16 protein-coding genes are annotated in these 21,783 nt (G+C 50.2%); 12 read left to right on the plus strand and 4 right to left on the minus strand.

All coding sequences use genetic code 11. The features are described from left to right. Positions 1 to 92: 92 nt before the first annotated feature. From ACFVVF_RS15520 to ACFVVF_RS15550, 7 genes are all read left to right on the plus strand, one after another. Complete coding sequence (locus ACFVVF_RS15520) at positions 93 to 1,094, plus strand: protoglobin domain-containing protein (protein WP_387811043.1); 1,002 nt, start codon at positions 93 to 95, stop codon at positions 1,092 to 1,094. A gap of 238 nt (positions 1,095 to 1,332) precedes the next feature. Beyond that, positions 1,333 to 2,784, plus strand: coding sequence for a circularly permuted type 2 ATP-grasp protein (locus ACFVVF_RS15525; protein WP_387811044.1), 1,452 nt, complete (start codon positions 1,333 to 1,335; stop codon positions 2,782 to 2,784). A 57-nt stretch (positions 2,785 to 2,841) separates the two neighbouring features. Next, positions 2,842 to 3,837, plus strand: a complete 996-nt coding sequence (locus tag ACFVVF_RS15530) for an alpha-E domain-containing protein (RefSeq protein ID WP_387811047.1) — start codon at positions 2,842 to 2,844, stop codon at positions 3,835 to 3,837. Continuing rightward, positions 3,834 to 4,721 (plus strand): transglutaminase family protein, encoded by an 888-nt coding sequence (locus ACFVVF_RS15535; protein ID WP_387811050.1) that lies wholly within the window; start codon positions 3,834 to 3,836, stop codon positions 4,719 to 4,721. Before ACFVVF_RS15530 ends, ACFVVF_RS15535 begins: the two co-directional genes overlap by 4 nt. Before the next feature lie 145 nt (positions 4,722 to 4,866). Continuing rightward, positions 4,867 to 5,958 (plus strand): GerAB/ArcD/ProY family transporter, encoded by a 1,092-nt coding sequence (locus ACFVVF_RS15540; protein WP_387811053.1) that lies wholly within the window; start codon positions 4,867 to 4,869, stop codon positions 5,956 to 5,958. After that, positions 5,959 to 7,614, plus strand: coding sequence for a spore germination protein (locus tag ACFVVF_RS15545; protein WP_387811056.1), 1,656 nt, complete (start codon positions 5,959 to 5,961; stop codon positions 7,612 to 7,614). Beyond that, positions 7,611 to 8,774 carry a Ger(x)C family spore germination protein gene (locus ACFVVF_RS15550; RefSeq protein ID WP_387811059.1) on the plus strand — a complete coding sequence of 388 codons (1,164 nt, stop codon included), beginning with the start codon at positions 7,611 to 7,613 and terminating at the stop codon, positions 8,772 to 8,774. The genes ACFVVF_RS15545 and ACFVVF_RS15550 overlap by 4 nt, the downstream gene beginning before the upstream one ends. Positions 8,775 to 8,821: 47 nt before the next feature. Here the strand turns inward: ACFVVF_RS15550 and ACFVVF_RS15555 are convergent, their stop codons facing one another. After that, positions 8,822 to 9,658, minus strand: a complete 837-nt coding sequence (locus ACFVVF_RS15555) for a helix-turn-helix transcriptional regulator (protein WP_387811062.1) — start codon at positions 9,656 to 9,658, stop codon at positions 8,822 to 8,824. Positions 9,659 to 9,843: 185 nt separating this feature from the next. Here ACFVVF_RS15555 and ACFVVF_RS15560 point away from each other — a divergent pair, with 185 nt between their 5' ends. The 3 genes from ACFVVF_RS15560 (at position 9,844) to ACFVVF_RS15570 (ending at position 13,452) form a co-directional block, all read left to right on the plus strand. After that, positions 9,844 to 10,605, plus strand: coding sequence for a sugar phosphate isomerase/epimerase family protein (locus ACFVVF_RS15560; RefSeq protein WP_387811065.1), 762 nt, complete (start codon positions 9,844 to 9,846; stop codon positions 10,603 to 10,605). Between the two features lie 80 nt (positions 10,606 to 10,685). Then, positions 10,686 to 11,576: an aldo/keto reductase gene (locus ACFVVF_RS15565; protein ID WP_387811067.1), complete on the plus strand. Its 891-nt coding sequence runs from the start codon at positions 10,686 to 10,688 to the stop codon at positions 11,574 to 11,576. A 1,027-nt stretch (positions 11,577 to 12,603) separates the two neighbouring features. After that, positions 12,604 to 13,452: a sensor domain-containing diguanylate cyclase gene (locus ACFVVF_RS15570; protein WP_387811070.1), complete on the plus strand. Its 849-nt coding sequence runs from the start codon at positions 12,604 to 12,606 to the stop codon at positions 13,450 to 13,452. Positions 13,453 to 13,498: 46 nt separating this feature from the next. Here the strand turns inward: ACFVVF_RS15570 and ACFVVF_RS15575 are convergent, their stop codons facing one another. Further along, positions 13,499 to 14,695 carry an ATP-binding protein gene (locus ACFVVF_RS15575; RefSeq protein WP_387811073.1) on the minus strand — a complete coding sequence of 399 codons (1,197 nt, stop codon included), beginning with the start codon at positions 14,693 to 14,695 and terminating at the stop codon, positions 13,499 to 13,501. A gap of 289 nt (positions 14,696 to 14,984) precedes the next feature. On the opposite strand from ACFVVF_RS15575, the gene ACFVVF_RS15580 reads away from it, so the two are divergent. Continuing rightward, a complete protein-coding gene (locus ACFVVF_RS15580) occupies positions 14,985 to 16,430 on the plus strand; it encodes a SpoVR family protein (RefSeq protein ID WP_387811076.1) in 1,446 nt (481 codons plus the stop codon). Between the two features lie 84 nt (positions 16,431 to 16,514). Here the strand turns inward: ACFVVF_RS15580 and odhB are convergent, their stop codons facing one another. Together odhB and ACFVVF_RS15590 are read right to left on the minus strand one after the other, a co-directional pair. Continuing rightward, positions 16,515 to 17,756: a 2-oxoglutarate dehydrogenase complex dihydrolipoyllysine-residue succinyltransferase gene (gene odhB, locus ACFVVF_RS15585; RefSeq protein ID WP_387811079.1), complete on the minus strand. Its 1,242-nt coding sequence runs from the start codon at positions 17,754 to 17,756 to the stop codon at positions 16,515 to 16,517. Between the two features lie 5 nt (positions 17,757 to 17,761). Continuing rightward, positions 17,762 to 20,641, minus strand: coding sequence for a 2-oxoglutarate dehydrogenase E1 component (locus ACFVVF_RS15590; protein WP_387811082.1), 2,880 nt, complete (start codon positions 20,639 to 20,641; stop codon positions 17,762 to 17,764). Positions 20,642 to 20,961: 320 nt separating this feature from the next. On the opposite strand from ACFVVF_RS15590, the gene ACFVVF_RS15595 reads away from it, so the two are divergent. Further along, positions 20,962 to 21,783 carry a sugar phosphate isomerase/epimerase family protein gene (locus tag ACFVVF_RS15595; RefSeq protein ID WP_387811085.1) on the plus strand — a complete coding sequence of 274 codons (822 nt, stop codon included), beginning with the start codon at positions 20,962 to 20,964 and terminating at the stop codon, positions 21,781 to 21,783.

Here is a 21,783-nt window from a genome sequence, read left to right on the forward strand (position 1 = left end):
TTTCTTTTTCCAAATAAGGGTTACTTTATACCCTATTTTGTCGATATAATAGAAAGCAGAATAATTATGCCAAACTTAGGGGGAGCTTCAACATGATTAACGTTTCGGCGCATCGTCAACGGCAGCTGGACTATACAAGAATAACCCAAGAAGACTTGGACAGGCTGTCTGCCTGCCGTCCGATATTCGAGCAGGTTGTGGAGGAAGTAGTGGACCGCTTCTACTCCAGCATCGAGCAATATCCCGAAATGATGGATCTGATTAACCGGGTCAGCAATATTGAACGGCTGAAAGAAACGCAGCGCGTCTACTGGCTGTCTCTGGCTTCCGGCATTATCGATGAGCCGTTTATTGAGAACCGGATCAAAATCGGCTTGGTTCACTCGCGGATTGGGCTGACGACGGACTGGTATCTGGGCACGTATATGACCTATCTCGATATTTCGACGCAAGTGATGCAGCGGGTTATTCCGGACCGCTGGAGCGGCATCATTCATTCGCTTAGCAAAATGTTCAATTTAGACTCGCAGCTCGTCTTGGAGGCATATAACCAATCCGAGCAAGCGAAAGTTCAAGCGCTGGCCGATGAACGGTCCGAAATGTTGACAACCGTAACAGGCGCTGTAGAGAAGCTGGCAGGACTAATGGTCGAGTTGGATGAAGGCGCGCAATCGATCGCTGCAACAGCGGTATCGACATCGCAATCGCAAGACAAAGCGCATGAGCTGCTAGGCGAGCTGCAAATCGAGCTTGATGGCATTACGGAGATGGGGACACTCATTCGAGGCATTTCCGATCAGACGCATTTATTGGGGCTGAACGCCGCCATTGAAGCAGCCAGAGCAGGGGAAAACGGCCGGGGCTTTGAGGTAGTGGCCAATGAGGTTCGAAAGCTGGCAGCCTCCTCGCGGACGGCGATGGAGACGATTCAGCGCAATCTGGAGGAGATTGAGAAAAAAATCGCCGCCGTACAGAAGGAATCGGAGCAGACGTCTGGAGAAGCGCGCAATCAGGCAGCCCGCTCGCAGGAATTGGCGGTATTCGTTCAAATGGTGGAGCAAGTGGCGAAAGATTTGCGCCAATTGAATACATAACAAAAGAATAGGCATATGATAAAGCAGGGATCTTCTTCCATTAGAAGCCCTGCTTTTGTGTTATATAAGTTGACATTAACATTCGGATTTAGTATGATTAACCTAACATAAAAGATACAAATACAGGTAAAATCCAGCTAAATCACTAACATTATCTTACCTAAACATGACATATGGTAAGATGTCCAATGTAAGCATGGATTGAGGATGCAGCACCATCATGGAGGAGGCGGTTCGCATGTCGACGGCCACGCAGTCGCACTATTATGATTCGCATTCATTTTACGATGAGATGTTCGAGCAGGATTTGTCCGTTCGTCCGCATTACGAAAGCGTCCATCGTCTATTCGGAAGGATGAAGCACGCCGAGCTGTCGATGCGGCAGCATGCCCTCAATCAAAGGATGCTGGAGGAGGGAATTACCTTTACCCTCTATAGTCCTAACCAGAGCGAGCCGCTTGAGCGAACGATACCGTTCGACTATATCCCCCGGGTTATTCCGAAGCATGAATGGGATGCGGTGGACCGGGGCGTCCGCCAGCGCATTAAGGCGCTTAATTTGTTCGTCCATGATATTTACCATGGTCAGCGAATCGTAGCTGACGGTGTTATCCCTAGAAAGATGATCGTATCCAACACGTATTTCCGTCCGGAAATGTCCGGACTCGACGTTCCGGGAGGCGTTTATATTACGGCTTCCGGCATAGACTTAATTAGAGATGAAAAAGGCTGTTATTACGTACTGGAGGACAATCTGCGCTCGCCGTCAGGCTTCTCGTATTTGTTCAAAGGCCGTACGCTTATGAGCGAGCTGTTCCACGATCTATATTTGTCCTCGTCTGTACAAAGCATCGAACGCAGCTTGAATTATTTCCTGAGCTCGCTTCGTTCACTGGCTCCAAGCGGCAAGCGCGATCCGCTGATCGTCCTTCTTACGCCGGGAGCCTTCAATTCCGCTTATTACGAGCATACCTTTCTCGCACAGCAAATGGGCATCCATCTCGTGGAAGGGAGAGATCTGGTCTATAAGGACCATAAAATTTATTTGCGTGATTTGCGCGGCTTGCGTCAGGTTGATGTTATTTACCGCCGGATCGATGATGATTTTCTTGACCCGCTTGCCTTCCATCCTGATTCGCTGCTTGGCGTGCCAGGCTTGATGAATGCCTACCGAGCTGGCAACGTTGCGATTGCGAATGCTCCCGGTACAGGGGTAGCGGACGATAAAGCAGTGTATGCATATGTCCCCGATATGATTCGCTACTATTTGGGCGAGGAGCCGATTCTGAATAACGTCCCGACTTATATTTTATCGCGCAAGGAAGAGCGGGACTATGTACTGGATCATTTGGAGCAGCTGGTCGTCAAAGAAACATCTTTATCCGGCGGTTATGGCATGCTGATCGGTCCTGCAGCTTCGGCCAAGGAAATTAAAGATTTCGCAGCAGCGATTATACGCGAGCCTGACCGCTATATTGCGCAGACGACGATGAAGCTGTCGCGGGCGCCGGTTATGGTTAACGGAAGCATGTCGCCCCGTCATATCGATTTGCGGGCGTTTGCGCTAATGGGCGAGGAGACGCATGTCATACCTGGCGGTCTCACCAGAGTTGCGATGAGAGAAGGCTCGCTCGTCGTCAATTCCTCGCAAGGCGGCGGTGTTAAGGACACATGGGTGTTGAGCCGGTAACAAGATAGGCGGTCAATGAGGAGCCTCGGTCGAGGCCGAAGAAATGGAGGGGTCGCTATGCTTAATCGTAATGCGGAGGCTTTATTCTGGATTGGCCGCTATATGGAACGTGCGGAAAACCACGCAAGATTGATTGATGTTCATTACCATCTGCAGGCAGAGGATGAACGCGGATTGGATGCGGGCGGTCCCGGGGACATCGCTGCGGATGCGCCTTGCAAATGGGCGAGAATCGTTGACGCGCTGGGCAGCAGAGATTCCTATGAAGCGCAATACGGCGCTTACAGCGAACAGGATGTTCTCCATTACATTACGCTCGACCGTGACAATGCCAATTCCCTTGTGTCCTGTGTCAGCCATGCAAGAGGCAATCTGCGGACTATTCGCGAGAAGGTGCCAAGCGAGCTGTGGGACACAATCAACTCCTTTTATTTGTGGCTGCGGGAGAAGCAGCCGGATGATCTTATGCGCGAATCGCCTCATTTGTTCTATGGACGCATCCGGGAATGGACCGCTCTGTTTCAGGGGTTCTGCCAGTCGGTCATGCCGAGGGAGAATGAATGGCATTTCATCGAATGCGGCAGATATTTGGAACGTGCGGAAAATACGCTGCGCATCATTAAAGCGGTCGGCAACGCCGCTAGCGGAGAAGGGTGGAACAATACGGGCGCTTATCCGTATTTGCAAGCGGTATTGAAATCGGTGAGCGGCTATCAGTCTTTCCGCCGGTTTTACGCGGATGGAATGTCCGTAGAATCGATTGTCGAATTCGTCGTACTGAATGCTGCCTTTCCGCGTTCCGTTCATTTCGCTTTTCACTCGCTGGATGAGCATATGCGGATGATCGAGCTGCAGGATAAGCAGCTCCGGATCGCTCATGATAGGGTTATTCGTCAGGTGGGCAAAGTGAAGGCCGACTTGGCCTGTCTAGAGCATGACGATATGATTGTCGACCGCAACGGTTCAATTGTCGACCATCTGCTGGAGGCATGCGAGACGATGGGGGTTGCGTTTGCCAAAACCTTTTTTCGAATGGGGGAAGCAAGCGCATGAAGCTGAATATTTCACATGTGACGCAATACGAATACGAGGCGCCGGTTACGGACAGTGTCAATGAAATCCGTCTGACGCCAAGCACCAACGACCGGCAGTCCTGTTACCAGCAGGCGATCTGGATCGAGCCCAATGCTTCCCTCTTTAGCTATGAAGATTATTTCGGCAATCGGGTTCATTCTTTTTCCGTGAATTCCATGCACCGCAAGCTTACGATTCGGACACAAATGACCGTCGTGACGAAAAATGCGCCAAGCCCGGAGGAGCAAGCCGCCTTGCTGAATGGCAAGCTGGCGCGGGAAGCTTGGTCTTGGCTGGAAACGGAGGAAGCAGCCAACCGGTTTGCCGAGTTTTTGCTGGAGACCGAGTACACCGGCGTCACGCCTGAAGTCGAGAGCTTCGCCTACAGCATTAGCGATAAGGAAGAGGCCGACATTAGCGTATTGGGCTGGCTGTCCGCCTTGTCGAGCAGCATTCGGGTTCAGTTTATTTACGATCCGGAAGCGACGACGGTGAAGACGAAGGCAAGCGATATGATCGAGCGGAAGCGGGGCGTATGTCAGGATTTCGCCCATTTGATGATTGCCTGCTGCCGGGCGCACAGCATACCTGCGCGTTATGTGAGCGGCTATCATTTCGTCGGCGATCTGCAGGGCGGAATTGCCGATTTCGAGCAGGCTTCCCATGCCTGGGTTGAAGCTTACGTACCGTCGCTCGGCTGGTGCAGCTTCGATCCAACTAACGAGGCGCCGGTTGGCGAGCGTTATGTAAAGCTGGGTCATGGGCGTGATTATAAGGATATCGTTCCGGTCAAAGGCGTCTACCGCGGTAATGGCGGGCAGCAGCTTAAAGTGACGGTTGATGTGCGGAAAGTGGAGGATTAGATCATCGTATCGATCCCAATATGAAGAGGATGTCTCCCAGGCAGCTTGGCTGCTTGGAGGCATCCTCTTCTTTCTTTTGCAGGAATAGCCAAGCTAAAATTTGGCATGATAAGAAATAACTTGTCAGCATCAGGGGGGATAGCTTATGAATCATGGCAATAAGCTGATATCGGTCTGGCTGGCGTTCTCCATTATCATGCTGGGGGCTGGATTAATCTGCCATGTATTGGCAATCCCGGCTATACTCGACGCTGCAGGCAGGGATGCCTGGCTGTCTATTATTGCGGCTGGACCGTTATTTATTTTGTTCATGATCCTTATGTATGTGGTTATGAAAAGGGTACACGGGCAGAGACTGACGGATTGGGTCGCCCGGCAATTCGGCGTCGTGCCGTCATGGCTGCTTCGCTTGTCGGCAGCGCTTCTGCTGCTTGTTCTAGGCACACATACGTTGTTCGAAACCTCCAATTGGACGGTAGCCACTTACTTGCAATTTACGCCGCTGTCCGTTGTGGTTATAGGCGGCGCGCTAGTGTCGGCACTGGCTGCAATGAGGGGGCTGCCTACGATTGCAATGACTTCCGCAATCTTGCTGCCCTTTGTTATTTTCCTTGGTTATTTCGTTATGGGGGCCAACACGAAATATAAAAACTATAATCAGCTGCTGCCGATTCTGGAGCATGGCGCTGAGCCTGTCTGGCAAGGGATGATCTATGCATTAGCCGGCATGGTCGAGGTATGGACACTGCTATTGTTCCAGCATGAGATTAAAAGCAAGGTGAAGCTGTGGCATTTGTTGATACTTGGCGTCTTTATGGTTGGCATTACATTAGGTCCGACAATAGGAGGGATAACGGAGTTTGGTCCGGAGGAAGCGATGAAGCAGCGGATTACTCCCTATGATCAATGGAAGCTAGTAAATGTCGGAAAGCTGCTGCAGCATGTTGATTTTTTATCGATCTATCAATGGCTTAGCGGGTCTTTTGCCCGAATTGCAATTGCCATCTACCTGATTGTGGACCTGCTGGATATACGTCGTCCTCATAAACGGATGGTCGCTATTGCATGCATTATGACCGTCATGTGCGGATTTTCGATCATTTGGTGGCGAATTGATCTTGTCTATGAATATGTGAATCACATTCAATTTCCTGCTGTGCTTATTTACGCTTACAGCTTAACCATTCTGCTCGCGCTCCTGTGCTGGTGGCGCAAAGAAGATAAAGAGGTGGCCTAAATGAACAAAGAAGACACAAAGGACAGTGTGAGCAAACAAGCGAACAAGGATACAAAAGGCGGTAAGCAGGCGGATTCAAGAGCTGCCGGCGGATTGAATGCTGCAAGCGGCCAAAGCAGAGGAGCCGACCGCGGCAGCACCAAAGGCGGAACCGGCAGCGACGGCAGCGGAAATGACAACGGTGACCAGGGGCAGAAGCCGTTTCATATGTCGCAGCGGACGCTGGAGCAGTTTTTCTCTTATTGCGACGATGTTATCGTGGATAGCCATCGCGTAGGCAATCCGCCTGTAACCGCCATTATCGTCTATAACTGCGGCATGGCAGAGACGAATATGATCAATGATGTTATTATTCCTGAGCTGAACCGGATATTTGAGAAAACGAAGTTTTTGCGGGTGGTGGATGTCGAGAACGAAGCCAATCTCGTATGGGTGCAGGTAGATCCCAACACGAGCCAGTTTGGCGCGGAGGCGATGGCAGTCCGAGTCTTCGAGGGACATATGCTGTTCTGCATTCCTTCGCTGCAAGCGATGTGGAGCATCGATGTTTCCAACATTCCTACGCGGGCGCCAGAGGAATCAAGAACTGAGGTGACGATTCGCGGCTCCGGCGACGGCTTCATTGAACCGCTGGCAATTAACGTAGCCTTGATCCGGACACGCCTGCGCACCTCCGAATTAGCCTGCAAGTTTGAAGTGATCGGTACGCTTACCGCCAATAAAGTGGCCCTGTTATATATGCGTAATATCGCAAATGACGAAATGATCCAGCATGTTCACCAGAAGCTTCAGACCATTAAAGTGGAGAGACTTTTAACCTCTAATCAGCTGGAGGAGCTGCTCTCGCCGCTGCAATTTACAATTTTCCCGGTTACCCACTATACGGGAAGACCTGATTTTGCCGCTGAATGTCTGATTAACGGCCGCTTTGTCATTATCGTAGACGGCAATCCTAGTGCGATCATTGGTCCTGTAAATCTGTTCCTGCTGCTGAAATCGCCAGAGGATGCTAACTTTCCGTTGTTTTCGGTTAATATCGGCCGGCTGCTGAGGTTTATGGGATTGTTCATTACGTTGTTTCTGCCCGGATTCTATATCGCGCTGACGACCTTTCATATGGATCAGGTGCCGTTCTCGCTTGTCGTTACAGTCTCCACCGGACGAATGGGGCTGCCGATGGAGACTGCGGTGGAGATGTGCCTCATCATGATTCTGATGGAGCTGTTCCGCGAAGCGGGCGTCCGGCTGCCGATGGCGATCGGTCAGACCCTTACGGTCGTTGGTGGGCTTATTATCGGCGAATCGGCAATACGGGCGGGCATTGTATCCCCGCTTATGATTGTTGTTGTTGCGGTTACGATTGTTGCCGGAGCGACAGTCGTCAATCAGGTTATGTCGAGCTCGCTGATCATAATCCGCTTCGTTACGTTTATTTTGAGCGCATCACTTGGCATATACGGGTTCATTCTGTCACTAATATTGTTCCTGATCTACCTGACGGGTCTGGAATCGTTTGGCGTTCCTTATCTGGCTCCGCTTAGTCCGCTAAACATCAAGCAAGCCTATGCTGCTTTATTCAAGCTGCCTCGCACCTGGAATAAACGGCGTCCCCTTTATCTCGAGACGAAGTCTCCGAGGAAGGATGAGGGCAATTGAAGCTTGCAAGGCTTAGAAGAATCGTGCACGCATTTCTTGCAGCTATGCTGATTTTCATGACAACCGGCTGCTGGAGCGCGACGGAAATTCAAAGCAACAGCTATGCGAAAGCGCTGGGACTGGACTACTCCAATGGCATTTACACCGTATATGTGCAAATGCTTGAGTTTTCTACAGTAGCGAAAGGAGAGGGAGGGGCAGGCGGAAAGGTGCCTAACATCTGGCTGGGTCATGGGAGCGGAAAAACGCTGGATATGGCTATTAATGAGCTGTACCGGACCGCCCAGATGCATATAACATGGGGGCATATTACTTCGATTGTCTTTTCCGAAAGGCTGCTCGAGAGCGGCAATTTGCATAAGGTGCTCGATATGGTCAGCCGGTATCCGGAATCCCGTTATACGACATGGGTATACGGCACGAGGGATTCGATCGAGGAGCTGCTGAGCACGAATACGATTTTTAACGAGTCGCCATTGTCCTCCATCCTACATGATCCGCTTCCCTCTTATAAGGATGAGTCGCTATATCCGCCGGTTCTTGCCCTCCGGTTTATTGCGGAATTGAACGGCAAGCAGAACCGGGCCTATCTGCCGAATGTCGTTATTAACAGGAAGGACTGGACGGTTAATGAGCGAGAGCAGAGCTTGCATCGCATCGACGGGGCTTTTTTTGAACGGGAGGGCAAATTCAAATATATTTCGCATAAAAAGCTTGTCGGCTTTCCTTTTCTGCAGCAGAAAATGCGCCGGATGCAGGTGCTGCTTGAGGATGATAAAGGTGTGGTTTACGGTTCGGTGAGCATAGGTTATCCGAATTTGAGAATTACGCCGGTCGTGAACGGAACAGACGTTACCTTCAAGGTGAAGGCTAGGTATAAGGCAGCCCTATATGAATATATAGAACCCATGTCGTACGAGGATATGGTTCGTTTATGCGAGAAAGAAATCCAGCAGTATATTAAAACGACCTATGAAGCGGGCATTCAAACCGGTGTTGATGTGTTTGGGCTCGAGGATAAGCTGTACCGGAAAAACCCGAAGGCTTGGAAAAAAGTCAGTCATGACGGAACGATTATGTTTTTGGATGAGCATTCGCTGGCGAAGATCGATGTAGACATTAGCATCGCTTATAATGGCAAATACAAACGGCGGGTGTAGAGGCTCGCGCTGCACGGGCACGGATTCGGCAAGAGCTTTTCCAAGTGCTAGAAGCGCAATGAAATCTGGTCGCCCCTCTCTGTAGGGGAATGACCGTAAATTTTTTTATAGGCGCGGTAAAAAGATGAATAGTGCTGGAATCCGGCATTTATTGCTGCAGCACTGGCTGGATGTCCCTCCTGCATTAATTGGCTCGCAAGCACGACACGCTTGTGAAGGATGTAATGGCCAATCGTCGTGCCTGTCGCTTTGCGAAACATTTTATTCAAATGATGCTTGCTGATGAAAAAACGGGCGGACAGCTCATCCAGTGTAATTTCGGCCGTTAACCACTCGTTCAGATAGGCAAGGACAGCGGTCATCGTCTGCGAGTGAAGCTCGGTCGTACGCCGATCCTTGCGGGAGCGGCTCATGAATAGCAGTTGCGAAAGAAGCGCCTCTAATCGAATTCGCGTTGAAAGCTCTCTAATGTCATCATCCATTTCACGGCAGTCCATGAGCTGCTCGAAAAATGATGTCATGCCTGAATCCGCAGCACCCGGGAAGTAGAAGTCGCTGGAATCGCCCTGTGAGTGAAAAGGCGACAGCAGCGTTGTCCGCATTTCGATAGGCAGCAGGCCGGGAAGAAAATGCAGCGCATAACGCGCATAGGTAACGGTACTCTCGATCTTCACTCCGTGAAAGACGTTCGGGGGGATGAGAAGCAAGCTATGGGGAGTCGGGATGTAGCGCTTTCCTTCGATCAAATAGCTGACCTCGCCTGAAATAAAATAGAAAACCTCATAGAACGGATGGCAATGAAGAGCGTATTCCTCTGTTTGCTGCTGATCCACACTATAGTGGTAATTCAATGAATCGGTACGTAATTGACGAACGGTGCCCATATCCTATGATCCCTCCTGCGCTGACTACGCCATTAGTGTAAAAGAATAGCGCTATATTTGCAATGTGAATCTTGTTATTCGCAATGGAAAGAAGGCTGTATTCTACTATACTTAAAGGGTAGTTCAACAGATGTAATCGCTTTATTCGATTGCAAATCAGAAGGATGGGAAAGGCGGGTATTCAGATGTCCAAAATAACGGGAGCTCAGCTGTATACGATTCGTGATTACGTCAAAACACCGGAGGAAATTGACCAATCCCTTCGTAAAATTAAAGAAATCGGCTATACGACAATTCAAGCTTCGGGGCTGGGTCCGATTCCGCCGGAAGAATTGGCTGCCATCGCACGGTCGCATGGATTGCAGATTGTATTGACGCATATGCCTTATGAGCGGTTTGTTGATGATTTGGATGGCATTATTCGTGATCATCATACGCTTGGCTGCGGGTTGGCGGGTATCGGCGGCTTGCCTGTGGAATATAGGAATGCAGACGGATATGCAGCATTCGCTGCTAAATTCAACGCAATTGCCAAGGAGCTCGCGAAAAACGGACTGAAATTCAGTTATCATAATCATCATTTCGAGTTTGAGAAGCATAACGGCAAGCTGGGTATCGAAACGCTGCTGGAGAATACAGATCCGGAAAGCTTCTTGTTTACGCTCGATACGTATTGGGTGCAGGCGGGAGGCGCCGATCCAAGCAGCTGGATCCGGAAGATGAAAGGAAGAATCGAAGCCATTCATTTGAAGGACATGGCGATTGTTGATGAGAAGACGATTATGGCTGAGGTGCTGGAAGGTAATCTGGAGTGGCCGGATATCTTCAAGGCATGCGAGGAAGCGGATGTGAAATGGTATCTGGTGGAGCGGGATGCCGGGCCGACGGATGCGTTCGAAAGCTTGACGATCAGTTACCGTAATTTGAAAAAAGCCGGTTTCCAATAAAAACAGTTGTGGATTGGAACATGTCCCGTCGATATCGTACAATAAAGCTGTTACATATTCGACAGGAAGAGGTGTAGAGGTTGAAGTATAGAAGACTTGGCAGCACGGATTTGAATGTATCGGTCATTGGGATTGGAACATGGCAGTTCGGCGGCGAGTGGGGCCGGGAGTATACGCAGGAAGAATCGGATGCCATTCTCGACAAAGGCCGGGAGCTCGGCATCAACCTCATCGATACAGCGGAATGCTATGGCGATCATCTGTCCGAATCGCTGATCGGCAGCTACATTGGCCGCCGCAACCGCGAGGACTGGATCATTGCAACGAAGTTCGGCCATCATTTTCATGAACGATTTTCCCGTACAGACGTATTTGACGCCAAAGGTGTCATCGCCCAGCTGGATGCTTCGCTCAAAGCGCTGCAGACCGACTATATTGATTTATATCAATTCCATTCTGGACCCGATGCGGCATTTGACAATGACGAGCTTTGGGACACGCTGAACAAGCAGGTCGAGGCGGGGAAAATCCGCTTTCTCGGCACTTCAATCGGCAGCAACGACAACCTGCATCAGACTGATGCTTCAACTAAAGTGAACTCGCGGGCAATTCAGGTCGTCTACAACCGCCTGGACCGTGCGCCGGAGGAACGCGTATTTCCTTCCTGCGAGCGCCAAGATTTGGGCGTTCTTGCCCGTGTGCCGCTTGCGAGCGGCTATTTGAGCGGCAAGTATAAGCCGGGCGCTGTGTTTGGCAGTACGGACGTGCGCCACCGGCATGATGCCGAGAATACGCGGCAGAAGCTGGAGGAGGTCGAGCGCATTCAGCGTGAGGAAGTGCCTCAAGGCGTTGATATGGCTAGCTGGGCGCTTGCGTGGTGCTTGAAAAACCCGATCGTCACGGCGGTCATTCCAGGCTGCAAAGACCCTGCTCAAGTAGAGGCTAACGCAAGGGCAGTTGAACTGATCTGATGGAATAGAAAGTATCGCATGCAACAGGTTTGCATGCGGTTATAGTTAGAGCCCCCACAAATTTTTATTGAGGGGCTCTTTTTTGTGTGTGCGCGTGAGTGTGTGTGCGTGCGTCGGAATGTTCTTCCAATCCAGCTGCGCTTTGCACCCTAAACCTGTCATTCCCTGCAGGTGAACTGAGGAATTAACTTCCTATTGGCTTATTGCAGGACGTGGAGCTGTAGCGTGTCACGAATCACCAATCAAAATGTAAAAGTGCAGGTTGTTTGAAGATTTTTCGGCGATTTATCGTATCAAAATGCAAATGTGCAGGCTGATTGGTCCAAAAGGGCTCTATGGAGCCCAATATGCCGATTTCAAATGTACTTTTACATTTTGATCGCTATTTTCGGCTATTTGGGTCTTATCAACCTGCACTTTTACATTTTGTTCCCCAATTGGTTAAGGCGAGCTATATGAACGGAGTCGATTTCGTATCTCGATTTTCGCTGCTCAGCTCAGCGCAAAGTCAGATGCATATCGTATGTGTGTAAATATGCAAATATGTATATATTTACCTTCGAGGTTTTTGTAGTGCGAATAGGGATAGCGTAGCGTTTTGAGTTCATGATGATTTTTCGCAGATTCTATTCATTATCACCATGTTAGCGGTGTGGAATGGAATCAAGAATAGCAGCATGGACCAAAACGCGCAGCGCGCCAGTCAATCATAAAAGGAACGAACTTTTGCGAATAGGGATAGCGGAGCGTTTTGAGTCCATAATGATTTTTTGCAGATTCTCTCCATGATCACCGTGTTAACGGTGGGCAATGGAATCAAGAATAGCAGCATGGACCAAAACGCGCAGCGACCCCGTCTATCGCACAAGCTTGTTAAAGTTTTTATTTTTATGGAAACGAAATCACAGAATGAAACGTAAAGGAATAATCGGTTAGAAATAGTTCCAAAGCCAGAGATTTCCCAATAATCTAATATTGAGAATCGTTTCTTTTTCGAATAAACTAGATCTAGCAGCGGGAGTTGCGGGTGATCAATAGAGCGGGAGTGAAAAGCGGCATGAATGCCACCACCACCAGTTTAGAGGATGCGTTAGCGTACGTTATCCATAATTTGAAACGTCAATTAAAGGCGGACAAGCTTTTCATTACCGCTTGCGATGGAGCCAACAACCGCATTATTAAAGCCTTTAATCACCTTGAGCCGGCGATGCAGGAGCAGCCCGGCGACCCCGATGCGGTAACGGTGGAATTGACGGCAGATAAGCCGCGTCTATCCGTGCCGATTGTCACGGCGGACAACCATGCGTACGGCACGATTCATATCGTACACAGCGAGCCGTTTGAGCTTTCGGATGAGCAGCTGATGCAGCTGCAATCGATGGCCGCTTTTATTGCTTATGCTATCGATCTGGAGAATACAGCCGTCACGGACAGCTTAACCGGCTTATACAATCGCCGATATCTTCATAAGCTGTTCGACAAAGAAGCGCCATCTGGCGTCATGTTTATCGATTTGAATGATTTTAAATGGATTAATGATCAGTTTGGCCATGAAACGGGCGATAAGCTGCTGATCCAAATTTCGAATCGCTTGCGAAGCCATCTGCGCAAAAGCGACCGCATCATCCGGTACGGAGGCGATGAATTTCTGATCTGCTTCCCGCAATTGGCGGAGGAGAGCGGCATTCGTACCGTTAAAGAAAAGATTGAAAGATCGTTTCAAGATCCTTTTCTTACCGACGATGTTCCTGTCTTTATTACGGCGAGCATCGGCGTGAGCTCCAATCAGGGCGTCTACGTCAGTCTGAGACAGCTCATTGCCAATGCCGATCAAGAGATGTATACGGCCAAACAGCATTACAAAAACAGCCTTTGAAGCGCCGGTTGACCGGCAGCCTCAAAGGCTGTTTTTCTTCCTAGTCTTATTTCAACTCGACCTGTTTAAAATGCAGCTCGCAGACCGTGCCTTCGTTAGGCTTGCTCCGGAAAATAATTTTGCCGTCCATCGTTTTTATCATACTCATGACGACCATAAGGCCAAGACCCGTTCCTTTTTCTTTCGTTGTAAAATAAGGCTTGCCCAGCCGCTTTACTTGCGACTTGTCCATTCCGGCGCCAGTATCGCGGATTGTAATGTGAACAGAATTTTGTACCAGCTGAGTCTGCACCGTCAATTTGCCGCCATCCGGCATCGATTCGATAGCATTTTTCATCACATTAAGCAAGCATTGCTGCAGTTTTTTCGGCTCACCGAGTATGAGTAGCTTCTCCCGGGATAAATGCTCAATTTCGATTTCGATGTTCGACAGGGCCGAGTAGGGCTGCAGCCAGGGGATGATGCCGTCGATCTCTGCCTGCACGTCTAACAGCTGGCTTTTTTCTTCATTGGGCTTGGAAAAGTTCAAATAGTCGGTAATGATCGTGCTGGCGAGATCTACCCCTTCGAAGGCATATTTCCGGTACCGGTCCAGCGTTCCGCGATCAAGATCCTCCTTGCCCATTAATTGAAGAAAACCTCTTGTCGTTGTGAGTGGATTGCGAATTTCATGCGAGATAGAAGCGGCTAGGTGGCCGATCATTTGATATTTTTCAGACATAATCAGTTCTTGCTGAAAGCGTTCCTGATGCTTGACGTGGAAGTAGATATAGTTGATGAATAGAGATGAAAGAAGGTCTGCTGCGCTAATCAAGGCGAGCGTGCGGAATTCGAATGAGCCGCCTTGCATGATGCTAATCGTCGTATAAACCGTAAGATGCGTGAAGACAAGACCGAAGTATCTGATGGACATTCGCAGCTGAGAGACGGATTCGAGTTTATAATGACATAGAAGTCCCCCGGCAAAAAGGATGACGCTCGAGAGTAAGGTCGTGAGCGGATCATTGTGCATAATAAAAATGCCGCCGATGCAGAAGGCCGCCCATGTGGCGATACCAGGAAGCATGCCTTCGTATAAAACGGCCAGCGTCAACGAAATTGGCGTTAGATGCAGCGCATAGACAAGCGGATCGGTTTGTTCAAGTCCTAAATAGATGACAGACAATAAGCCCAGAATAGCTATGAATAGAAGCTTGCGGCGATTGTTGGAATAAGAGAATCTCGGCGTAATAATGACGAACATTAACCCCGCCGCCATAATATACATTAGACCATGAATAATAGAAGTTAGTATCGGGATAATAGCGGACAACATCCTTTACGACTGAAAATCATGAATTAAAACCTATAATATGTAAACAAAATGGTACAATCTATGTTAATAATACAACAGTCAGGGTTAGATTACCATAAACATGATGCAGATAAAGGGTCATAAATGCTCCGCTATCCCCTTGTCAAACCGTCATACCGCTGCTCAGCCAAGCATACATATGGTATGAACGGTATTAACATGTACAGGGGGATGGCGGATGAACCAGGACGATATCCGCGCTTTGGAGCGGTCTATCGATGAGATTACGGAAATCGCGGAAGGGTTCGGCCTTGATTTTTACCCGATGCGTTATGAGATTTGTCCGGCAGATATCATCTACACGTTTGGCGCTTACGGCATGCCAACGAGATTCAGCCATTGGAGCTTTGGCAAAACCTTCAATAAGATGAAAATGCAATATGATTTTGGACTAAGTAAAATCTATGAGCTGGTCATTAACTCGAATCCTTGTTATGCGTTTCTGCTGGAAGGCAATTCGCTGATCCAGAACAAGCTTATTGTTGCGCATGTGCTCGCCCACTGCGATTTCTTCAAAAACAATGCCCGTTTCGGAGCGACGAACCGCAATATGGTAGAAAGCATGTCTGCAACGGCTGACCGCATTCATCAGTATGAGATGGATCACGGCTCAGAGGCGGTCGAGAAATTTATTGATGCGGTGCTTGCGATTCAGGAGCATGTTGACCCTACAATTATTAAACCGTATCAGCTGGACAAAAACCGCTATATTGAGCTTCTGACGAAAGAGAAGAACCGCTCTTCGAAGCTCAACAGTGTATCCGGCTACGAGGATTTATGGTCGCTTGATGAGAAAGAAAATGATGCTGCCGAAGAGGAGGCAGTTGCAGCCGCCGCTAAACGCTTTCCTCCGGAGCCGGAGAAGGATCTGCTCTGGTTTATCGAGGAATATTCGCCGCAGCTGGCAGACTGGCAGCGTGATGTGTTATCGATGCTTCGCGATGAGATGCTCTACTTCTGGCCGCAGATCGAGACGAAGATTATGAATGAGGGATGGGCTTCGTATTGGCATCAACGCATTATTCGCGAGCTTTCATTAACCAGCGATGAGACGATTGAGTTTGCCAAGCTGAATTCATCGGTCGTCGTGCCATCCCGGCACAGCTTAAACCCTTATTACTTGGGATTGAAAATTTTCGAGGATATCGAACGCCGCTGGGATAACCCGACTGCTCTTGAACAAGAGCGTTATGGGCGTGTTCCGGGGCAAGGACGCAGCAAAATGTTCGAAGTAAGGGAAGCCGATTCCGACATCTCCTTCCTTCGCAATTATTTGACGAAAGAACTCGTGGACGATCTTGATCTGTACATCTTCGAGAAGAAGGGGCCGGAGTGGAAAATTACCGATAAGTCTTGGGAAAACATCAGGGAGCAGCTCGTCTATTCCAAAGTGAACGGAGGCTTCCCGAACATCGTTGTATTTGACGGCGATTTCAACCGGGTAGGGGAGCTTTACTTGAGGCACAGCTATGAGGGGACAGAACTGGATCTGAAATATGTTGAGCGCACGTTGCCGTACGTTGTTCAGCTCTGGGGCAAATCGGTCCATCTTGAAACTGTGGTAGAGGATAAAAAAATCGTATTCAGCTGCGACGGGAAAAAGACGAGCCGGAAGTTTGTGTAATTGGACATAATGGCGAGCAATAGCAAAATAAAGAAAAGCCCGGCGCATCCGCGCCGGGCTTTCGTTATATCGGTTGCTGCAGAATTAGCCTTCCAGCAGCAGCGTTTCTGGATCTTCGAGCATTTCTTTTACTTTAACCAGGAAGCGAACGGCTTCAGAGCCGTCTACGATCCGGTGATCGTAAGTAAGAGCAATGTACATCATCGGACGGTTTTCCGAACGCTCAGCGTCGATTGCAACCGGACGAAGCTGGATTTTGTGCATACCGAGAATGCCGACTTGCGGAGCATTCAGAATTGGCGTCGACAGCAGGGAGCCGAAAGTGCCGCCGTTCGTGATTGTGAATGTGCCGCCTTGCAGCTCAGCCAGACCAAGCGAGTTGGTGCGTGCTTTGCCAGCAAGATCAACGATTTGCTTCTCGATTTCGGCGAAGCTCAGACGGTCTGCATCGCGAACGACTGGAACGACCAAGCCTTCTTTCGCGGAAACCGCGATACCGATATCGTAGAACTGTTTCGCAATAATGTCATCGCCGTCGATCTCAGCGTTCAGAAGCGGGAATTCCTTCAATGCGCCAACGACAGCCTTCGTGAAGAATGACATAAAGCCGAGGTTTACGTCATGCTTGTCGAAGAAAGCTTGTTTGCGGCGTTTGCGAACGTCCATAATCGCTGTCATGTCGACTTCGTTGAACGTTGTCAGCATAGCTGCTGTTCTTTGCGCTTCAACAAGGCGGTTAGCGATTGTCGCCCGGCGGCGGGACATTTTCTTGCGCTCGTAAGGCTTGTTCGACGTAAAGGCCGGTTGAGCTGCTGCTTTCGGAGCAGGGGCAGCTGCTGGAGCTGCCGGCTGCTGTCCGAAGCTGCGAACGTCGTCCGAGCTAACGCGGCTCAGCGACGATTGCGCCTGGGACAGGTCGATGCCTTTTTCTCTTGCAAGCTTTCTAGCTGCAGGAGAAGCGTTCACTTGACCGCCTTTGTCTGCAGCAGGAGGAGCTGTTGGAGCTGATGCCGGAGCAGGTGCCGCTTCTTGAGCAGGAGCTTTGGCAGGCTCAGCTGCCGGTGCAGCAGCTGGAGCCGGAGCAGCGCCGCTGCCCGCTCCGATGCTGCCGATTACTTCACCGATTTGTACGGTGTCGCCTTCGTTGCGTGTAATTTCTTGCAGTACGCCGTCTTGCTCAGCGCTAATTTCAATGTTGACTTTATCGGTTTCAAGCTCTAGAAGCACGTCGCCTTGTTTAACTGCGTCTCCTACTTTAACGACCCATTTCGAAATTGTTCCTTCTGTAATGGATTCGCCCATGGCTGGAACTATAATTTGTTGCAATGCGACTACCTCCCCGAGTTGGTTGTGAGTGATGGATTATATTTCAACGTTTGCAAAAGGATATGCTGTTGTTCAAAAGCGTGTACCTGCTGGAAGCCGCTTGCCGTACTGGACCGTTCTGGACGTCCGATATAGCTTACGCCTACGCCTGCTGGAGCGATCTTGCGAACGCGAGGCTCCATATAGCTCCAAGCGCCCATGTTATGCGGCTCTTCTTGAACCCATACGATTTCCTTCAAGTTCGGCAGACGCTCGATAATCGCTTTGATTTCTTTATCCGGGAACGGATAGAGCTGCTCGACGCGTACAACGTGAAGCCAGTCCTTGTCTCCGTTCTCGTCCTTTTCAATCGCTTCTTCGATGTCGATCGCCATTTTGCCCGTTGCAAGCACCAGACGCTCTACGCGGTCCGGACGAGCGCCGAGGCCTGGCTGTTCAACGACCAGCTTGAAGCTGCCTTCAGTAAGCTCGGTGACGCTGGAAGCGACACGCGGGTTGCGGATAAGGCTCTTCGGCGCCATAACGATAAGCGGACGAGCAGCTTCGCTCTCCGTAATCGAGGCTTGACGGCGCAGCAGGTGATAGTATTGCGCAGCGCTGGACAAGTTGGCCACTGTCCAGTTCTCTTCGCCCGAAAGCTGAAGGAAACGCTCCAGACGAGCGCTGGAATGCTCCGGTCCTTGGCCTTCGTAGCCGTGAGGGAGAAGCATAACCAAGCTGGACTTCTGCTGCCACTTGGAGCGGCCGGCAGAGATGAATTGATCGATCAGCACTTGCGCTACGTTCGTGAAGTCGCCATATTGCGCTTCCCAGATAACGAGCGTTTCCGGTGCATGAACGTTATAGCCGTATTCGAAGCCAAGCACAGCAGCTTCAGACAGTGGGCTGTTGTGAATAGCGAATGAAGCTTTCGCTTGCGGCAATTGATGCAGCGGGCTGAACGTATTGCCGGTTTCAGCGTCATGCAGCACCAGGTTGCGGTGAGCGAAAGTAGCGCGCTCTACGTCCTGGCCGCTAATCCGGATCGGTTTGCCTTCGGCGAGAATCGTGGCGAAGGCAAGCGTCTCCGCATGGCCCCAATCCAGCTTCTCTCCATCGTTAAGCGCCGTTGCCCGGCGTTCCAATATACGCTGCAGCTTCGGATAGACCGTAAAGTTATCCGGCCAGCGAAGCAGCTCCGTATTAATTTCACGCAGCGTCTCAACGGAAACGGCTTGAACATCCTTGCCGAATTCCTGGTCGCGAGGCAGGGAAGGCGTTTGGTGGACAGGCTCTTTGCCGTCACGGGCCTTAACTTCCTCATAAGCGGCTTTCAGCGTATCGATAACGCTTTGTTTCAGAGCCTCTGCATCGGCTTCAGTAATAGCGCCTGCTGCTACCAGTTTGTCCGCGTAGATGCGGCTAACGGTAGGGTGGGCTTTCACTTTGCGGTAAATAAGCGGTTGAGTCGTTTCCGGATCATCCGTCTCATTATGTCCGTATTTGCGGTAGCCGACCAAGTCGATCAAGAAATCTTTCTTGAAGACCGTCCGGTACTCGGATGCCATCCGTGCCGCAGTGATAACAGCTTCCGGATCGTCGGCATTGACATGCACAATCGGAATTTCATAGCCTTTCGCAACGTCGCTCGCGTAATGCGTCGAGCGGGAGTCGTGGCTTTCCGTTGTGAAGCCGATACGGTTGTTGACGATAATATGAAGCGTACCGCCATGCGAATAGCCTTTCAACTGAGCGATGTTCAGCGTCTCCGCTACGATGCCTTCACCAGGGAAAGCGGCATCGCCGTGCATAATGATCGAAGCAGCCGCTTCGAGATTTTGCTGCGGGTAGCCAGGCTTGCTGCGGTCATCCTGCGCTGCGCGCGTGAAGCCTTCAACGACAGGGTTGACGAACTCCAGGTGACTCGGGTTGTTGGCAAGCGTAATGCGGGTTTCGACCGTCTCGCCGTTTTTGATCGAGCGGTTGGCGCCCAAGTGATATTTAACGTCGCCGGTCCAGCCGTAATTGATGCCGATGGAGCCTTCGGACGGAATAAGTTTTTTGTTAGGCGAATGGTGGAACTCCGAGAAAATTTTGCTGTAAGGCTTGCCAAGGACATGGGCCAGAATGTTCAAGCGGCCGCGATGCGCCATCCCCATCAGAATATGGCTGACACCGTCATTGGAAAGCTCATGAACCATTTCGTCCACGAGAGCAACCAGTACGTCGTTGCCTTCAACGGAGAACCGTTTTTGGCCGACGAAAGTACGCTGCAGGAAGTCTTCAAACTGCTCGGCTTCGTAAAGCTTTTTCAGCAGCTGCTTCTGTTCCTCTGCCTTCATGGAGAAGTCTGGAATTTCTTTCTCTACTTTTTGTTTCAGCCAAAGGCGTTCCTCTTCATTGTGAACGTGGCTGAATTCATAAGCGATGGTGCCGGTGTAGGCTTTGCGAAGCTTCTCAATCGCTTCCAGGCCGTTGGATACGTCGGAAGGAGCTTTCGTCCATACGAGCTCAGCAGGCAATTCTGCGAGATCAGCCGAGGTTAGGCCGTAAGTTGCCGCATCCAGCATATTGGTATTCGATTTCGGACTGATGCCGAGCGGATCTATGTCCGCAGCCAAATGGCCGAAGGCACGTATGTTCCATACGAATTTGCCTGCGGCTACGAGGTTTTGTAACACTTTAGCGTTAATGTTGGAAGTGCCTTGTGAAGCGGCTCCGATTGGAGCGCTTTGTTGTCCGGCGTATTGAGGCGGCTCGCCCCAGCGCGCGAACAGATCGCGGTATTCCGCTACGACCGATTCAGGATTTTGCTTGTACAATTCATATTGTTCTTGCACATAACCAAGATTGGGCCCGTAATAGGATGCCCATGGGTTTTGCGTCTGATCATTACCAGCTGACATCGTCAGATACCTCCGCCTTACGGATTTTGAAGTTCATGGGACGGAATTAGAACATTCATATAAAACCATTATATTATAAACATGCCACATAACTAAAATAACGATTATGTATCATTATTATATTGAAAATAGATTGATTACGCTACCATTCGACAATTCGTCATAGTTCGCGTATCCATTATACCCCAATCACAACCTTTTCTATACCGGCAACGATAGAAATTTACCCCATCTCGAAGGAAAAAGAGCCCCTGTCCGTTTTGGACAGAGGACTATAATGAAGGTGGGAACACAATGACTGCCGGGAGAGGTGACTGCTTATGAACATTTCAATTGGAGGCTATTCGTTCAACAACACGTATTTAGAAGGAAAGATGGACGTATTCGGTTATTTGGAAACGGTTAAATACCGCTATGGGCTGGACGTTGCCGACTTATGGAACGGTTTTTTCATTGACCGGAACAGCAAGCCGGTGATGAAGCTGGCGGATGAAGGATATATTCGGAAAATTAAAGAGGCGCTCGATGAGCGGGAGCTCAGAGTTGTGAATTTCGCGATCGACGGCGCACATTTATGGGACCCGGACCCGGAGATGAGAGAGCATTTGTATGAGAATGCGCTCGTTCATTTGCAGGCTGCAGTTATGCTGGGCGCAGAAACGGTCCGGATTGATACTGGCGGTTCTTATACCGATACCGAGCCGATGGGCGAGGAGCAATTCGAGTTTACCGTGCGGCGTTATCAGCAGTTCTCCGAATTTGCGTCGGATAACGGCTTCCGGATCGGTCCGGAAAATCATATGGGCGCATCGCTGCAGCCAAAGGAATTGAAGCGGCTGGCGGAGGCAGTGGGCCATCCGGCGTTTGGCTTCCTTGTCCATCTGGGACGTTGGCGTGCCGATCGCGAGGAGGGGGACCGGCTTGTTGCGCCTTGGGCGTATCACACGCATTTCGATGCGGAGACGGCAGCATCGCCTGAAGCGATTCAAACGATCCGCACGCTGCGGGAAGCGGGCTATAAAGGCTACTGGGGCATTGAGCATAATGCGCCGGCCGATCAATACGGGGAGACGGCAAGGCTGATCGGACTGGTCAAACAACATCTGGCGAATGAAGCGGATTCGCAAAAGGGAGAGGCTTAA

It is taken from the genome of Paenibacillus sp. NPDC058174, from assembly GCF_042883865.1.
Classification (GTDB): domain Bacteria; phylum Bacillota; class Bacilli; order Paenibacillales; family Paenibacillaceae; genus Pristimantibacillus.

Bases quoted from the DNA above. Each gene is read 5' to 3' on its own strand.
- ACFVVF_RS15580 (WP_387811076.1), top strand. From the start codon at position 14,985: ATGAACCAGGACGATATCCGCGCTTTGGAGCGGTCTATCGATGAGATT.
- ACFVVF_RS15560 (WP_387811065.1), top strand. From the start codon at position 9,844: ATGTCCAAAATAACGGGAGCTCAGCTGTATACGATTCGTGATTACGTC.
- ACFVVF_RS15525 (WP_387811044.1), top strand. From the start codon at position 1,333: ATGTCGACGGCCACGCAGTCGCACTATTATGATTCGCATTCATTTTAC.
- ACFVVF_RS15575 (WP_387811073.1), bottom strand. From the start codon at position 14,695: ATGTTCGTCATTATTACGCCGAGATTCTCTTATTCCAACAATCGCCGC.
- ACFVVF_RS15535 (WP_387811050.1), top strand. From the start codon at position 3,834: ATGAAGCTGAATATTTCACATGTGACGCAATACGAATACGAGGCGCCG.
- ACFVVF_RS15590 (WP_387811082.1), bottom strand. From the start codon at position 20,641: ATGTCAGCTGGTAATGATCAGACGCAAAACCCATGGGCATCCTATTAC.
- ACFVVF_RS15595 (WP_387811085.1), top strand. From the start codon at position 20,962: ATGAACATTTCAATTGGAGGCTATTCGTTCAACAACACGTATTTAGAA.
- ACFVVF_RS15530 (WP_387811047.1), top strand. From the start codon at position 2,842: ATGCTTAATCGTAATGCGGAGGCTTTATTCTGGATTGGCCGCTATATG.
- ACFVVF_RS15555 (WP_387811062.1), bottom strand. From the start codon at position 9,658: ATGGGCACCGTTCGTCAATTACGTACCGATTCATTGAATTACCACTAT.
- ACFVVF_RS15545 (WP_387811056.1), top strand. From the start codon at position 5,959: ATGAACAAAGAAGACACAAAGGACAGTGTGAGCAAACAAGCGAACAAG.
- ACFVVF_RS15520 (WP_387811043.1), top strand. From the start codon at position 93: ATGATTAACGTTTCGGCGCATCGTCAACGGCAGCTGGACTATACAAGA.
- ACFVVF_RS15540 (WP_387811053.1), top strand. From the start codon at position 4,867: ATGAATCATGGCAATAAGCTGATATCGGTCTGGCTGGCGTTCTCCATT.